The sequence below is a fragment of the Aeromicrobium flavum genome (assembly GCF_007992115.1).
In the GTDB taxonomy this organism is placed as follows: Bacteria; Actinomycetota; Actinomycetes; order Propionibacteriales; family Nocardioidaceae; genus Aeromicrobium; species Aeromicrobium flavum.
In genome coordinates this window covers 76610-91958 of record NZ_BJZQ01000014.1, presented here as the reverse complement: position 1 = coordinate 91958, position 15349 = coordinate 76610, and the positions used below count along the sequence as shown (strand labels likewise).

The window sequence follows — 15349 nt, the reverse complement described above, 5'->3', positions numbered from 1 at the left end:
TGCTTGCACCATGGTGTTCTCCTCAGTCGGTTCGTCCCCCGAGCACTTCGAACAGGGACTGCGGATGCTGGCACGATCGTAGCGGACACCGGCGGTCGTGGCAGTTCTCCGCGACTAGGCTCACATGGCCCGTTGTGACCACGTCCGCCTGACGAGGGGCCGGAGAATCTGTAGGCTGGCGCCCGAGCACCAACCATCGGCCGGGGGAAGACGATGACACCTGAAGACACCGAGGACAAGCGCGAGCCCAACCTGTTCCTCACCACGCTGGAGTCGGCGAAGACGACGGTCACCAGCTGCGGCACCAACGTCTACGACGGCTACGGGTCGCCGCTCGACGCCATCGCGAACCCGCTGGCCAACGGCGGCTGGGTCTGCACCGAGGCCGACACCTGGATCGCCGAGATGAAGGAGCAGTGCGCCGGCATCACCGAGGCGTTCGACACGGCGGTCAGCACGATCTCGAACCGGATCGGCAACGAGCCCGAGAAGGTGCCCGAGAACGACTGGCGGGGCAACAACTGGCCCCGGCAGTGGCGCATGCAGCAGATGTACTGAGAGGCCGCCATGACCACGGTCAAGATCGAGATCGACAAGATCGACGCGGCGATCACCGCGGCCACGGACCTGGCGTCGGCGATCGACACCCAGAGCTCGGTCGCCGAGCGCTCCAGCCCGATCGCCCTGCCGTCCCTGTCCGACAGCACACTGGGCAAGAAGTCGCAGTGGCTCCGCGACCACCTCGAGGACCTGACGACGCGCCGCGACCTCGCGGTCCTGCTCGACACGGAGGGCACCGGCTCGGCCAGCTACACGGTCACCCGCGACACCCTCTCCAGCGTCAAGGACATGCTCGGCGAGGAGCTCGCCGACGCCGTCGGCGACATCGACTACGAGAGCGACGCCGACGAGGTCGAGCGCGTGTCCGCCCTGCTCGCGACGTGGGGTCAGGACGGCGACGTCATGGCCTCGATGTTCACCGAGCTGGGCGCCGACGGCACCGTCGGCGCCATGGCGAACATCTCGTCGCTCATGGGCTACGGCGGATCCGACGATCCCGACGCGTACGCGACGCTGGCGGAGCGACTGCGCACCGGCCTGTCCACGGCCTCGAACGAGCCTGGCTTCCCGGGGGAGGAGTTCGGTCGCGACATCGTGCGCTACAGCGTCGCCCCGATGCTGACCGACGAGGAGCAGCGCGCCTTCGCCGAGAACTTCCCGACCGGCATGAACGGGGGGAACATCCTCACGTACCTCATGCAGGACACGAACTACGACGACGACTTCCTCCTGGGCGCCGCGCGCACGCTCGACGACTTCGAGCGCATGGCCAAGGACGGACCGATGTCGGCCGACATCTGGTACGGCCACAACGGCCACGGACCGTTAGACACCGGCCGGGGCGACAGCTGGTACGACGACCCGATGGCCGCGATCATGCACAACTTCGGCGAGAACCCCGAGGCGGGCCTGCGGTTCTTCACGGAGGACACCGCCGACGGCTGGGACCGCCAGGCGTACTACTTCAACGACCGCAGCTGGGAGGCCGACGGGTACGGCGGCATCTCGCACGCCGTCGAGGGCATCGGCACCAACGAGACGAACCTGCGCCTGAACCCCAGCGAGACGACCGGACTGGTCTCGCGGTTCCTCGACCAGGTGTCGAACAGCCCCGGTTTCAACCCCGAGGACGCCAAGGCCGCGTCGCCCCACATCGCCAACCTCCTGCAGTTCTACATGCCGGCCGTCGAGACGGCGCTGACGTACCCGAACGGGGACGGCACGGGTGGATCGGACTCCGTGACCATCCCGAACCTCGGGACGTTCGAGGACTACCCGGTGCTGTTCACCGACGACCTCGAGTCCCTCATGCAGGTCGCCATGAGCACCGGCGACGGCATGCAGAGCATCGCCGAGGGCACCGCGTCCTACCAGCAGACGCTGCTCAACAACATCGGTGCGGGCCTGGCGAACGACCCCGACGACCCCGACCTGCGCACCCAGCTGCGCGGCGTCCTGGAGCGGACGGCCGCGCTCAACGGCCTGGCGGAGTACTCCGTCGGCCAGGTCGAGATCGACGGCGCCAAGGACCGCGACGCCCAGCGCCAGGCGTTCATCGACCTCGTCTCCGACGCCACCGGGATGGTGCCGCTGCCCGGTGCCGACGTGGTCGGGACGGCCGGCAGCGAGATCATCGACTTCGCCTGGGGCCAGGCGGTCGACCTGGGCAAGGACGCCAGCGGCGAGGCGTTCACCTCGGAGGCCCAGGGCGCCACCGAGAACGCCAACGACCGCGCCGCGGCCGGCAGCAACCGGATCAAGATCTCGGCCTACCTGGCGCTCGTCGAGTCCGGGGTCATCCCGCGCGAGGAGGTGCCGGAGTCCTTCCTGGAGAACGGGCGCCTCATCACCCTGGGCGACATCCCGCCCGACTCCATGTCGTCGTACGCGCAGACCGCGATGTCGGGGGTCGGCTCCTACGCGACCAACGACGACATCGACGGCGCCTACATGCGGTCGTTCCTCGACCACTACGGGTCGGCCGAGGACTGATGGCACGCCGACGACTGGCGCTCGCAGCACTCCTGCTCGCGACCGTGGCGGCGTGCGGGGACGGGAGCGGCGGGACGGATGTCCCGCCGGAGCTGCTCCAGCGCGACGACGTCGGCGAGGTCGCCGAGGTCGAGGTCGACGAGGGCCGCAGCATCACCCGCACCAACTGCGCCGCGCTGTGGGTCGAGGCGAGCAACGCGCGCACCGAGGAGGACTCCCCCTTCGTGCGCTACGAGCTCGAGAGCGGCGACACGGTGATCTCCACGGTGCAGGGCCCGCGCGGCGGCCAGGTCTCCGTCGACGACACCTTCGACGAGGTCGGGGCGGGCATCGACCAGTGCGTGGCCCAGGACCTCGGCACCGCCGTCGTCGAGCGCCTCACCGACCTGCCCGAGGGCGCGATCGGCTTCCGTGAGGTCCAGGACGACACCGGTGGCGTCCAGGTCACCGAACGCGCCTACGCCCGGGTCGACGACGAGCACGCCGTGGTCGTCACCGTCACCCACACCGGCGCGGGCGAGCCGTCCGTCTCCGTGACGGACCTGCTGCCGCAGGCGCTGGAGCGCGCGTCCGGTTAGCCGAGCAGCGCCTTCGTCGTGTCGGCGACCAGCGCGTCGAAGGCCTTCCGCTCGACGCTCGTCTCCGAGCGCAGGTCCAGGGCACCCGCACGGAAGCTCAACACCTCGTCGCTGGTGATCGCCTTCAACTCGATCACGTTCCCGTCGTCGCTGACGCGCGCCGACTCGGTGCCCTCCAGCTCGGTCGCCTCGCCGCTGCTGCCCAGGAACTGGGCCGGGTTGTCGTCGCCGAACCGGTCGGCGATGAACCGGATGCCGTCGGCGCCCACGTAGTGGCAGTCGACCGCGTCGCCGACCGTGTGCCCACGGGCGGCCTGCACGGTGCCCACGACCTTCGCGACCTCGTCGACCGACGGGCACGGGGCGGAGACCTCGATCTTCTCGATCGAGTCGATGAGCTCGGTGGAGTCGTCGCTGAGCAGCCGCTTCGCGACGTCGACCGTGTCCTGCTCCGTGGACCGCTCCTTGCCGTACGAGATCAGTCGGTTGCGCACGAAGACGATGCGGTCGCCCTTCCGCGCCACCACCTCGTCGCCCAGGTCCGGCGCGACGGGATCGGGCGTGGCCCGGTAGGCCTCGTCGCCCAGGTCGGCGATCTTCTGCGGCTCGGTCTGCAGGTAGTCGGTGAGCTCGCGGCCGTCGTCGACGACCTTCACCCCGAACTCGAACGAGGACATGCCGTCGGTGTCGCAGCCCAGGAACACCTCGTGGCCCAGCATCAGGTCGGGCCGGGCCGTGTAGTCGCCACTGAACCGCTGCAGGTCGTCGGCGTCGAGCACGTCGCACAGGCTGGGCCCGGGCTCCGCCTGCGAGGGAGAGGCCGACGGCTTCGCGTCGGGCTTCGACTCCTTGTCGTCGCCGCCGGTGCAACCGGCCATCGCCAGCGCCATCAGGACGACCGACACCCTCAGAACGTTGCGCACTGCTACTCCCCCGACCAGTCGACTGCACGAACCGTGCCCACCCTAACGAGGCCGTCCCCCGCCTGCACGGGACGCCTCGAGTGCCGACACGACGGCGACGACCCGCTCCGACTCCTCGTCGGTGAAGGACGCGTCAAAGGTGAACCGCACGGCACTCTGGGCCACCTCGCGGTCGTAGCCCATCGCCGTGAGGACGTGACTGGGCTCGTCGCTGCCGGCGGCGCAGGCCGAGCCGCTCGAGCAGACGATCCCGCGTGCCTCGAGGTCGACGAGCAACGACTCGCCGGACCGGCCGGGGAACACGAACGACGCGTGCCCCGGGAGCCGGTGGTCGCGATGGCCGGTCAGGCGCGCCCCGGGCGCCGCGTCGAGCACCCCGGCGACGAAGCGGTCGCGACGCGCGGCGACGGCCTCGGGATCTCCGTGGCCGAGGTCGAGGGCGGTGGCGAGGGCCACGGTCCCGGCGACGTCCTCGGTGCCCGAGCGGCGGCCGTCCTGCTGCCCTCCCCCATGCACGAGCGGCTCGAACCGCTGCCGGCGGTCGACCCAGAGCACGCCGATCCCCTTGGGCGTGCCGAGCTTGTGGCCGCTCAGGCTCATCGCGGTGACGCCGAGCCGCCGGACGTCGAGGTCGAGCCAGCCCGCGGCCTGGACCGCATCGGTGTGGAAGGGCACGCCGCGCTCCGCGGCCACCGCGGCGAGGTCGGCGATCGGCTGGATCGTGCCGACCTCGTTGTTGGCGTACTGGATGCTCACCACGGTCGTGTCGTCGCGCAGCGCACCGGCGAGCACCTCCGGACGGACCACCCCGTCGGCGTCGACGGGCAGGACGGTGACGTCGTACCCGATCCGGCCCAGCCACGCCGCTGACTCCAGCACCGCCGGGTGCTCGACGGCGCTGACGACGACGTGCCGTCCGCGGGGGTCGGCCAGGGCGATGCCCTTGATCGCGGTGTTGTCGGACTCGGTACCGCCGCTGCAGAACGTGACCTCGCCGGCCCGTCCCCCCAGCTGCGCGGTGACCCGACGCCGCGCCTCGTCGAGGGCGTGCCGGGCCGCTTCGCCGACCTCGTGATGGCTGGCCGGATTTCCGAAGTCGCGGGTCAGGAACGGCCACATCGCCTCGAGCACCTCGCGGCGCACGGGCGACGTCGCCGCGTGGTCGAGGTAGATCACGAGACCCGCACATCCAGGCCGAGGTCGAGGTTCCTCACCGAGTGGGTCAGGGCCCCGACGCTGACCACGTCGACCCCCGTGGTGGCGATCTCGGCGATCGTCCCGAGGGTCACGCCTCCGGACGCCTCGACCAGGGCGCGGCCCGCGACGATCTCGACCCCCTGGCGAAGGTCCTCGGGGCTGAAGTTGTCCAGCATGATCGTGTCGACGCCCCCGGCCAGGACCGCCTCGACCTGGTCGAGCCGGTCGACCTCGACCTCGAGGTGCGTCGTGTGCGGCAGTCGGGCCCGCGCGGCACGGATCGCCTCGGTGACGTCGTCGACGAGGGCCAGGTGATTGTCCTTCGCCATGACCGCGTCCGAGAGGCTGAACCGGTGATTGTGGCCACCCCCACAGCGCACCGCGTGCCGCTCGAGGGCACGCAGCCCCGGCGTGGTCTTGCGGGTGTCGGCCACCCGCACGCCGGGCCCGGCCGCCGCGACGTACGCGGCGGTGACGGTGGCGATGCCGCACATCCGCTGGACGAGGTTCAGGGCGATGCGCTCGCCGCGCAGCACCGCGCGAGCGTTGCCGCGCACCGTGGCCAGCGACGCACCGGCGTCGAAGGACTCGCCGTCCACGACGTGGACCGCCACCTCGAGGGTGGGGTCGAGGGCGGTCATCGCGACCTCGAAGACCTCGGCGCCGGCGAACACCCCGGGCTCGCGGGCCACGAGGTCGGCGGTGGCGACGGCCTCCGCGGGCACGAAGACCTCCGAGGTCAGGTCGCCGTGTGGCGCGTCCTCGTCGAGGGCGAGCTCGACGACCCGGACGATCTGGCGGCGATCAAGCATGAGGCGCTCCCACGAGGGTGGAGTGGACGGCGGACCCCGGATCGGACTGGGGGAAGTCGCGACGGAAGTGACCGCCGCGCGACTCGGTCCGGGCGAGTGCGGAGGCCACGACGGCTCGCGCCACCACCAGCAGGTTGGCGTCCTCGGCGGACTTGGCGTCGGTCGGGGCGGGCGCGGCCCACCGCGCGAAGACCCGGGCGGCCTCCCGCAGCCCGGCGTGGTCGCGGGACAGCCCCGCGGCCGACCACATCAGGTGCTGCAGGTCGCTGCGACCGAAGGCCTCGTCGCCACCACCGACGGCGACCACGAGCCGCGGGGCCCATGCCTCGCCGAACGACCCGGCCGGCGCGCCGCCGAGGATCGCCTCGGCGACCCGGTAGCCGAAGACCGCTCCCTCGAGGAGCGAGTTGGACGCGAGCCGGTTGGCGCCGTGGAGTCCGGTGCAGGCGACCTCGCCGACGGCGAAGAGCCCGGGCACGCTCGTGCGCCCCCACAGGTCGGTGCGGACCCCGCCCATGACGTAGTGAGCGGCCGGAGCGACCTGGATCGGCTCGCGGGCCCAGTCGAGGCCCTGCGAGCGCACCACCGCGTCGATGGTCGGGAACCGCGACGCCAGGAAGCGCGCCCCCAGCCCGGTGGCGTCGAGCCGGACGGGCACCCCGCCCTGGCGCGCCATCTGCTCGGCGATCCCCCGGGCCACGACGTCGCGCGGCGCCAGCTCGGCATCGGGGTGCACATCGGTCATGAACCGCCGGCCGTCGGCGTCGACGAGCACCGCTCCCTCGCCGCGCACCGCCTCGGACACCAGGTGGTTGCCCGGCGTCGCCAGCGAGGTGGGATGGAACTGGTGGAACTCCAGGTCGGCCAGCACGGCCCCGGCCCGCAGGGCGATGGCGACGCCGTCGGCCGTGGCGACCGCGGGGTTCGTCGTGAACGGGAACAGCTGACCGGCGCCACCTGTGGCCAGAACCACCACATCGGCCACCAGCACCTCGTCCCCGAGCAGCCGCACGCCCACGGCCCGGCCGCGCTCGACGACCACGTCGAGGACGGTGGTGTTCTCGCGGACGACGACCCCGGAGTCGTCGAGCCGGTCGATCAGCGCCGAGGCGATCGCCGAGCCGGTGGCGTCGCCCCCGGCGTGCACGATCCGCTCGCGCGAGTGGGCCGCCTCGAGGCCGAGCGCCAGCCCCTCCCCCGCGCGGTCGAACCGCACCCCGCGGCGGATCAGCGCGCCGACGGCGATCGGGCCGCTGGCGCACAGCACCTCGGCCGCGTCGACGTCGCAGAGTCCGGCCCCCGCGGCGACGGTGTCGGCCACGTGCGAGGCGACGGTGTCGGTCGGAGCCGTGACGACCGCGACGCCGCCCTGGGCCATGGCCGTGTTGGACTGGTCGAGCCGGGCCTTGGCGACGAGGGTGACCTCGACGCCGGGGCGGGCGGCCAGGTCGAGGGCGGTGGTGAGGCCGGCGATGCCGCTGCCGACCACGACCACGCGGGTCGCCATCAGTCGGCCTGGGGCAGGGCCGCGAGCATCCGCTCGAGGGCCACCTTGGCGTGCGTGGCGACCTCGGCGTCGACCACGATCTCGTTGCGCACCTCGCCCTCGACGAGACCGTCGAGCACCCAGGCGAGGTAGCCGGGGTGGATCCGGTACATCGTCGAGCACGGGCACACGACGGGGTCGAGGCAGAAGATCGTCTTGTCCGGGTGCTCGGCCGCCAGCCGGTTGACCATGTTGATCTCGGTGCCGACCGCGATCACGGACCCCGCCGGCTGGGCGTCGATGAACTTGCGGATCGCGTCCGTCGACCCGGCCGCGTCGGCGGCGTCGACGACCGGCATCGGGCTCTCGGGGTGCACGATGACCCGGCAGCCGGGGTATTCGGCGCGCGCCTGCTCGATCTGGGCGACGGTGAAGCGCTTGTGCACGGAGCAGAAGCCGGGCCACAGCAGCACGCGCGCGTCGCGCAGCACGTCGGCCTCCACGCCGAGGTCGTTGGCTCGCGGGTTGATCATCGGCATCTGATCCAGCGGCACGCCCATCGCCTTGGCGGTGTTGCGGCCCAGGTGCTGGTCGGGGAAGAACAGCACCCGCCGGCCCTGCTCGAACGCCCACTCCAACACGGTCGAGGCGTTGGACGACGTGCAGACGATGCCGCCGTGGCGACCGCAGAACGCCTTCAGCGCCGCCGAGGAGTTCATGTACGTGACCGGGATCGTGTCGTCGTCGCCGTAGAACTCGGTGAGGAACTCCCAGGCCGCCTCGACCGACTCCTCGTCGGCCATGTCGGCCATGGAGCAGCCGGCCGCGAGGTTGGGCAGGATGACGTGCTGCTCGGGACGGGCGAGGATGTCGGCCGTCTCGGCCATGAAGTGCACGCCGCAGAAGACGATCGTGTCGGCGTCCGGGCGGGTCAGCGCCGCGTTGGCGAGCTGGAACGAGTCGCCCACGAAGTCGGCGTACTGGACCACCTCGTCGCGCTGGTAGAAGTGGCCGAGGATCACCAGGCGGTCCCCGAGCGTCTGCTTGGCCGCCCGGATCCGGGCGTGCAGCTCGGCCTCCGGCATCTGCTGGTACGCCACCGGGAGCTGGCCGGGCCGCGTGACCGGCTGCGGGATGACGTCCTGTTCGGACGCGCCCGGGCCGTAGCCCGGGAACCCGTCGAACTCCCACGGCTGCTTGGCCAGGTCGGCGTCGCACGTGCTGCCTGGCGTCGTCACGATGAGGTCGTTGATGGAGAGGGTCATGCTGACTCCAGTCGGTAGAGGGCCGGGGGGCGATGGCTGGTCCCCGTGACGTGGCGGCCCGTGGAGGTGATCCGGGGATTGGCGAGCGCCTGGCGGCGGAAGTTGGCGGGGTCGAGGCGCACCTGGCGCACGGCCTCGTGCACCTCGCGCAGCTGGGCGATGGTGAACTCCTCGCCCGTGAACGCGTGCGCGATGTCGGAGTAGGTGATTTTGGCGCGCAGCCGGCGCAGGGCGTACTCGACGATGGCGTTGTGGTCGAACGCGAGCGCCGGGACCTCGTCGGCCACGAACCACTCGACGTTCTCGCCGTCGATGGCGCGGGCGTCCTCGTCGGGGCGCACGAGCGCCCAGTAGACGATCGAGACGACCCGGTCGGGCGAGCGGTCGATGCCGCCGAAGCTGTAGAGCTGCTCGAGGTGAGCCGGCTCGAGCCCCGTCGTGCGCTGGAGGGTGACGCGTGCCGAGGTGTCGAGGTCCTGCGCGGGCTCGAGCGGGCCACCGGGCAGTGCCCACTGCCCGAGGAACGGCTCGCGGATGCGCTTGACGAGCGGCAGCCAGAGCGTGTCGTGGCCCGTGTCGGGATGCGGGCGCAGCGCGAAGATCACCGTGGACACCGCCAGCTCGATCCGCTGCTCCATCCCGCACCTCCTTAGGGTCACCGCGACACTAAGGGGTGGTTATGGTCATGTCAACCCTAAGGCCCGCACGTCCGCGCCTTGGCGCGCGAGATGTGTAGCGTTCCCCACCCGATTTCCTCCTTCTCGGCACGAATCGAGTGGACAGCGCTACACATCTGGGTCCCGGGCCGGGACAGGGCGCTCAGCGGTAGTCGCGGGAGCGATGGCCGCGCGGGACGGCGGGGTCGACCAGCCGCTCGAGGGTCTCGGCCACGAGGTTGACGGCCCCCTGTTGGTGCTCGAGGCGGCCGCGGATGACGACCGCCGCACTGGAGCGGGCCACCGTGCGATGGCGCTGCCAGACGGCGTCGAACACGACGACGTTGAGCATCCCGGTCTCGTCCTCGAGGTTGAGGAAGGTGACGCCCCCGGCGGTGTACGGGCGCTGGCGGTGGGTGATGAGGCCCGCGACACGCACCCGCCGGTCGGGCTCGTGCTGCAGCAGGCCGCCGACGGCCAGGATCCCCTGCTGCTCCAGCATCGGACGCAGGTGGGCGAAGGGGTGATCGCTCGGTGAGATCTTGGTCGACTCCAGGTCGGCGAGGGTCAGCTCGACGTCGCTCATCCCCGGCAGCATCGGCGGCGGCGCGACGATCGCCGTGCCCGGCAGCCGGTCCGGGCTGTCGGTGTAGCCCGCGTTCCAGATCGCCTGCCGACGGGTCAGGCCGAAGTCGCCGAACGCACCGGCGGTGGCCAGCTGCTCCTGCTGGGACCGGGTGAGCCCACAGCGGCGCACCACGTCGGCCATGTCGTCGAACGGCCGCTCGGCGCGCGCCGCCACGATCCGCTCGGCGTCGGCCGCCCCGATGCCCTGCACCGAGGTCAGCCCGAGTCGCACCGCATGGTGACCGTCGCGGCGGTGCTCGGCGAAGTCGGCCGGGGCCGCGGGGTCGAACTCCCCCACCGGCGGCTGGTCGTGCTCGGCGCAGGACGCCGGGCCCGTGGGACCCGTGCGGTCACCGAGCGGCTCGAGGTCGGCGTGCACACCCGACCGCACGATGTCGGGGCGGCGCACCTCGACGCCGTGCCGCCGCGCGTCGGCCACCAGCGACTGCGGCGAGTAGAACCCCATCGGCTGCGCCCGCAGCAGCCCGGCCAGGAACGCGGCCGGGTGGTGCAGCTTCAGCCAGCTGCTGGCGTACACCAGCAGCGCGAAGCTGATCGCGTGGCTCTCGGCGAAGCCGAAGTTGGCGAACGCCTGGATCCGGCCGTAGATGTCGTCGGCCAGCTCGCCGGTGATCCCCTTGTCGGCCATGCCGCGGTACAGCTGGTCACGCAGCCGGTCGATCTTCTCGATGCCGCGCTTGGAGCCCATCGCCCGCCGCAGCAGGTCGGCCTCGTCGCCGGTGCACCCGCCCAGCACCATCGCGATCTGCATGAGCTGCTCCTGGAACAGCGGGACGCCCAGGGTGCGCTCCAGCACCGGCTCGAGCGTGGGGTGCGGGTAGGTGATCGGCTCCTCCCCCAGCTTGCGCCGGATGTAGGGGTGCACGGCACCGCCCTGGATCGGCCCGGGCCGGATCAGCGCGATCTCGATGACGAGCTCGTAGAACCGGCGGGGCCGCAACCGCGGCAGCGTGCCGATCTGGGCACGGCTCTCGACCTGGAACACGCCGATCGAGTCGGCCCGGCACAGCATGTCGTAGACGCCCTGCTCCTCCTTGGGCATCGTGGCCAGCGTCCACCGCTCACCGACCCGCTCCGCCACGATGTCGAAGGTGTGCTGGATGGCGCCCAGCATCCCGAGGCCGAGCAGGTCGAACTTGACCAGGCCCATGTAGGCGCAGTCGTCCTTGTCCCACTGCAGGACGGTGCGGCCGGGCATCCGGGCGCGCTCGATCGGCACGACCTCGCCGACGGGGCGCTCGGTCAGGACCATGCCGCCGGAGTGGATCCCCAGGTGCCGTGGCGACTTCATCGCCTGCTCGGCCAGCCGCACGACCGGCTCGGGGATGGCGTCGGCTCCCTCGTCGCTGCCGTCGGTGCGGACGGACGACCACGAGTCGATCCGCTTGCTCCAGGCGTCCTGCTGACCCGGCGAGTGCCCCAGCGCCTTCGCCATGTCGCGCACCGCGGACTTGGGCCGGTAGCTGATGACGTTGCAGACCTGGGCGGCGTTGCGGCGGCCGTACTTGTCGTAGACCCACTGGATGACCTCCTCGCGGCGGTCGGAGTCGAAGTCCACGTCGATGTCGGGCTCCTCGTCGCGGGTGGACGAGAGGAACCGCTCGAACGGCAGCCCGTACGCGATCGAGTCGACCGCGGTGATCTCGAGGGCGTAGCAGACCGCCGAGTTGGCGGCCGAGCCGCGACCCTGGCACAGGATCCCGCGGCTGCGGGCGAACGCGACGATGTCGTGGACGATGAGGAAGTAGCCGGCGAAGTCCTTGTCCTCGATGACGGCCAGCTCGCGCTGCAGCCGCGCCTCGGCCTCGTCGCGCATGCCGGCGTAGAGCTTGTCGGCCCCCTGCCGGACCAGCTCGCGCAGCCAGCTCATCGGCGTGTGGCCCGCCGGCACCTCCTGCTTGGGCAGCTTCGGCGAGGCCTTGCGCAGGTCGAACGCGCACGCCTCGGCGATCTCGACCGAGCGGGCCACGGCCCCGGGCCACCGCGCGAACCGCTGGGCCATCTCGGCGCCGGAGCGCAGGAAGGCCGGGGGTGCCAGCCAGCCGTCGAGCTCGGCCAGGCTGCGGCGGGCACGCACCGCGGCGAAGGCCTGGGCCAGCCGGGCGTCGGCGGGCCGCGCGGCGTGGACGTTGCCGGTGGCCACGGTGGGCAGGCCCAGCTCGGCGGCCCACCCGGCCAGCGCGTCGTTGGCGGGACCGTCGCCGGGACCGCCGTGGTCGGTCAGCTCGACGACCACGTGCTCGGCGCCGAAGAGGTCGACCAGCCGGCGCAGGCCGGTCATCCCCTCGCGCCGGACCCAGCCCTTGCGGCACCCGGTGAGCACGACCCACCGGTCACGGCCCCGCTCGGCGAGGTCGGCCAGGTCGTAGGCCGGCCGACCCTTCTCGTCGCCGGCGAGGTTCGCCTCGGTGATCGCCGAGGCCAGCGCGTGGTAGCCCTCGACCCCGCGGGCCAGCACCAGCAGGTGGTCGCCCTCGGGATCGGGCACGCCGCTCTGCGGACCGGTCAGCCCCAGCGAGAGCTCGGCGCCGTAGACCGTGCGCAGCCCGTGCAGCTGGGCGGCCTCGGCGAACCGCGCCGCGCCGCTGAAGCCGTCGTGGTCGGTCAGGGCCAGCGCCGAGAGCCCGAGCCCGACCGCCTCACGGACGAGTTCCTCGGGGTGGCTGGCCCCGTCGAGGAAGCTGTGGTTGCTGTGGCAGTGCAGCTCGGCGTACGGCACGGCCTCGGGAGGCGCGTCGAGCACCGCGGGCGCCTCGTAGGCCCCGCGCTTGCGCGAGAACGCCGGCCCGTCGCCCCCGTCGGGCAGCGGTTGCGCCGGGTCGCGCCACCGTCCCGACAGCCGCGCCTCCAGCTCGCGCCACGACACGTCCGGGTTGTTCCACCCCATCAGGACCCCCCGAACTCGCTGAGTTGCACGTTTGGCCACCTGAACACGGCGTGTCGCTGGCCAAACGTGCAACTCAGCGAGTCAGTCATAGCGGGCCTCGGTCCACCAGCGGCCGTTCTCGACGACCATGAGCCAGGCGCTGCCGTCGACGCCGACGACCTGGAAGCGGGCGACGCGACGCGCGGCGGCCTCGTCCCACCAGTGCTCGTCGACCGGCCACGGCCCGGCCCAGGCCGCCACCGGCTGCCAGGCGAGGTCGGCCGCCGCACGGAACCGGGTGGGCCGCCCCGACAGGCCACCACGGCCGCTGACGCTGACCGGGAGCCCCTCGGCCCCCACCACCTGCGCGGGCGCCGGGTCGGTGAACACCGTGGCCGGGGCCGGCGCGGGCACGCTGCCGGGCCAGGGCCGGTCGACGGGACGCGCCACGACGGGACGCTCGCCCCAGGCCGCCGACAGCCGCCGGTCGGCCGGTGCGCGACCGCCCTGGACACCGACCGATCGCACTCCTTCAGGACCGACGAGCGCCTGGACCCGCGCCACCGAGCGCTCGACCTGGTCGTCGGGCCCGCCGCCGAACAGGCTCTCGGCGTGCTCGCCCAACGGCTCGACCTCGACCGGGACGCACCGCACGGCCACCACGGGCCCTCCGGGCGGATCGGCCGACAGCTGCCAGCGCAACCGGTCGAGCACGTCACCGGAGCCGAACCAGCGCGGATGGCGCCACAGCCGGCTGGACACCCGCAGGTCGCCCGCCACCTCGGCGTCGACCTCGATCCGCAGGGTCGAGCAGACCAGGCCCGCCCGGTCGAGGCCGCGGACGAAGTCCTCGACACTCTGTCGCGCGCTGAACACGACCGCCTCGGACCGCTCGAGCGGCGGCTCGAAGGCCACCGTCGCCACCAGCTCGGGCGGCGGCGTGCGACGCGAGATCCGACGCACCTCCTCGCCTCGCGCCCACCGATGCAGCAGGGCCCCCTGGGCACCGAACCGGGCCAGCACGTCGGGCGCCGGCAGCGCGGCGAACTCGCCGACCCGGCGGATCCCCAGCCGCCGCAGCACGGTGACCAGGTCGAGTCCCGGCGTGGACGCGTCGGCCGGGGCCGGCACGTCGAGCACCTCGACCGGCAGGTCGCGCAGGAAGTCGACGTTGCCACCGGGTGCCACGACGAGGCAGTCCTGGGCCGTGGCCTGCCGTGCCGCCAGCTCGGCGACGAAGACGCCGTCGGCGATGCCGAACCGCACGTCCCACACACCCAGGGCGACCAGCTGCTCGGCCATCACGGCCGCCGCCTCGGCCTCGCCGCCGTAGTACCGCTCGGGCACGTTCAGCGCGCACAGGCCGGGGCGCAGCGGGGCCACCCCCGGGCTGAGCTCCTCGAGCGTCGTCAGCACCTGCTCGAAGGCGCGGGCGTCGACCTCGGGCCGGTGGTCGCACACGACCAGGTCGGGGCACCGCGACTGGGCGTCGCGGCGGCGCATCCCCCGGCGCACGCCCTGGGCCCGGGCCGCGGGCGTGCAGGCCAGCACCACGCCCTTCTCCAGCACGGCCAGCGCCTCGACCGGAGCCGGACCACCGCGGTGCGCCTCGGCGTGCTCGGCCTGGCGCACGAGGGCCGGCCAGTCGGGCACCCACGCCACCATCGTGCGCATCAGCCGGCCACCTGCTCGATCGGACCCCGCTGAGTTGCACGTTCGACCACCGACATGCCGTCGGCGACTGGCGCAACGTGCAACTCACGGCTGGGGAACCACAGGCGTCGCGAGCCGGTGACCCGTCCGCCGCGTTCGACCTCGACGGTGGCCTGGCGTGCGACGAGGTGGCCGTGGCCGTCCTGCGGGCCGGTCCAGGCCGTGTCGCGCAGCCGCAGCCGGGCGTCGGCGCGGGGCCAGTCGCCGACGGCCACGAGGACGGACTGGCGGCGGTGCAGCCGAGCGCGCAGCCGGACGACCTCGCGCTCGGGCAGGGTGACGCCGCCGACCATGACCACCCCGACCGCGTCGACCAGGGCGCCCAGCACGGAGGCGGGGTCGGCGCCGGCGTCGGGCACCCAGACCATGCGGTCCAGGTCGACCCCCAGCGCGGCGGCGGCCTCGAAGCCGACCCGCTCGGTGCCGACCATCGCGCACCAGGCGCCGTCACGCGACGGACCCGCCAGCAGCAGCAGGGCCAGGCTCATCGCATCGACCGCGTAGCTGCCGCCCGGTTGCAGGGAGATCAGGCCGGCCAGCGCCGGATGGGTGGGCATCGACAGGACCGAGGGCCGGCCCTGCATCCGGCCGATCCGGTCCCTCAGGTCGTCGACCAAGGTGGCGGAAGGGGCGGGGGAACTCACTCCACCAT

12 protein-coding genes are annotated in these 15349 nt (G+C 72.6%); 3 read left to right on the top strand and 9 right to left on the bottom strand.

The annotated features are described in order from the left end of the window. Positions 1-213 precede the first annotated feature (213 nt). Genes AFL01nite_RS12475 through AFL01nite_RS12465 form a run of 3 tightly spaced genes read left to right on the top strand, consistent with a single transcriptional unit; the run spans position 214 to position 3131 of the window. Positions 214-558, top strand: a complete 345-nt coding sequence (locus AFL01nite_RS12475) for a hypothetical protein (protein WP_146828015.1) — start codon at positions 214-216, stop codon at positions 556-558. Positions 559-567: 9 nt separating this feature from the next. Next, the gene (locus AFL01nite_RS12470; protein WP_146828014.1) at positions 568-2553 is read left to right on the top strand and encodes a DUF6571 family protein; all 1986 of its coding nucleotides are present in this window, start codon (positions 568-570) and stop codon (positions 2551-2553) included. Continuing rightward, positions 2553-3131 carry a hypothetical protein gene (locus tag AFL01nite_RS12465; protein WP_146828013.1) on the top strand — a complete coding sequence of 193 codons (579 nt, stop codon included), beginning with the start codon at positions 2553-2555 and terminating at the stop codon, positions 3129-3131. The genes AFL01nite_RS12470 and AFL01nite_RS12465 overlap by 1 nt, the downstream gene beginning before the upstream one ends. On the opposite strand, the gene AFL01nite_RS12460 is transcribed toward AFL01nite_RS12465, so the two are convergent. The 9 genes from AFL01nite_RS12460 to imuA' form a co-directional block, all read right to left on the bottom strand. Then, positions 3128-4036 (bottom strand): hypothetical protein, encoded by a 909-nt coding sequence (locus tag AFL01nite_RS12460; protein ID WP_146828012.1) that lies wholly within the window; start codon positions 4034-4036, stop codon positions 3128-3130. The genes AFL01nite_RS12465 and AFL01nite_RS12460 overlap by 4 nt on opposite strands. A gap of 60 nt (positions 4037-4096) precedes the next feature. Further along, positions 4097-5230: a cysteine desulfurase family protein gene (locus AFL01nite_RS12455; RefSeq protein ID WP_146828011.1), complete on the bottom strand. Its 1134-nt coding sequence runs from the start codon at positions 5228-5230 to the stop codon at positions 4097-4099. Beyond that, entirely contained in the window at positions 5227-6063 is an 837-nt protein-coding gene (gene nadC / locus AFL01nite_RS12450; protein WP_146828010.1) for a carboxylating nicotinate-nucleotide diphosphorylase, read from the bottom strand. The genes AFL01nite_RS12455 and nadC overlap by 4 nt, the downstream gene beginning before the upstream one ends. Next, positions 6056-7570, bottom strand: a complete 1515-nt coding sequence (gene nadB / locus AFL01nite_RS12445) for an L-aspartate oxidase (protein WP_146828009.1) — start codon at positions 7568-7570, stop codon at positions 6056-6058. Before nadB ends, nadC begins: the two co-directional genes overlap by 8 nt. Continuing rightward, on the bottom strand, positions 7570-8814 hold the full coding sequence (nadA, locus tag AFL01nite_RS12440) for a quinolinate synthase NadA (RefSeq protein WP_146828008.1): 1245 nt from the start codon (positions 8812-8814) through the stop codon (positions 7570-7572). Before nadA ends, nadB begins: the two co-directional genes overlap by 1 nt. Next, a complete protein-coding gene (locus AFL01nite_RS12435) occupies positions 8811-9452 on the bottom strand; it encodes an NUDIX hydrolase (RefSeq protein ID WP_146828007.1) in 642 nt (213 codons plus the stop codon). The genes nadA and AFL01nite_RS12435 overlap by 4 nt, the downstream gene beginning before the upstream one ends. 181 nt (positions 9453-9633) lie before the next feature. Beyond that, entirely contained in the window at positions 9634-13005 is a 3372-nt protein-coding gene (locus AFL01nite_RS12430) for an error-prone DNA polymerase (protein WP_146828006.1), read from the bottom strand. Positions 13006-13086: 81 nt separating this feature from the next. Further along, entirely contained in the window at positions 13087-14658 is a 1572-nt protein-coding gene (locus tag AFL01nite_RS12425) for a DNA polymerase Y family protein (RefSeq protein WP_146828005.1), read from the bottom strand. Continuing rightward, a complete protein-coding gene (imuA', locus tag AFL01nite_RS12420; protein ID WP_146828004.1) occupies positions 14658-15341 on the bottom strand; it encodes a DnaE2-dependent mutagenesis accessory factor ImuA' in 684 nt (227 codons plus the stop codon). The genes AFL01nite_RS12425 and imuA' overlap by 1 nt, the downstream gene beginning before the upstream one ends. Positions 15342-15349 lie beyond the last annotated feature (8 nt).

Excerpts from the sequence above, each read along its gene's own strand:
- AFL01nite_RS12475 (WP_146828015.1), top strand. The coding sequence starts at position 214 with ATGACACCTGAAGACACCGAGGACAAGCGCGAGCCCAACCTGTTCCTC.
- AFL01nite_RS12470 (WP_146828014.1), top strand. The coding sequence starts at position 568 with ATGACCACGGTCAAGATCGAGATCGACAAGATCGACGCGGCGATCACC.
- AFL01nite_RS12465 (WP_146828013.1), top strand. The coding sequence starts at position 2,553 with ATGGCACGCCGACGACTGGCGCTCGCAGCACTCCTGCTCGCGACCGTG.
- nadC (WP_146828010.1), bottom strand. The coding sequence starts at position 6,063 with ATGCTTGATCGCCGCCAGATCGTCCGGGTCGTCGAGCTCGCCCTCGAC.
- nadB (WP_146828009.1), bottom strand. The coding sequence starts at position 7,570 with ATGGCGACCCGCGTGGTCGTGGTCGGCAGCGGCATCGCCGGCCTCACC.
- nadA (WP_146828008.1), bottom strand. The coding sequence starts at position 8,814 with ATGACCCTCTCCATCAACGACCTCATCGTGACGACGCCAGGCAGCACG.
- AFL01nite_RS12435 (WP_146828007.1), bottom strand. The coding sequence starts at position 9,452 with ATGGAGCAGCGGATCGAGCTGGCGGTGTCCACGGTGATCTTCGCGCTG.
- AFL01nite_RS12430 (WP_146828006.1), bottom strand. The coding sequence starts at position 13,005 with ATGGGGTGGAACAACCCGGACGTGTCGTGGCGCGAGCTGGAGGCGCGG.
- AFL01nite_RS12425 (WP_146828005.1), bottom strand. The coding sequence starts at position 14,658 with ATGCGCACGATGGTGGCGTGGGTGCCCGACTGGCCGGCCCTCGTGCGC.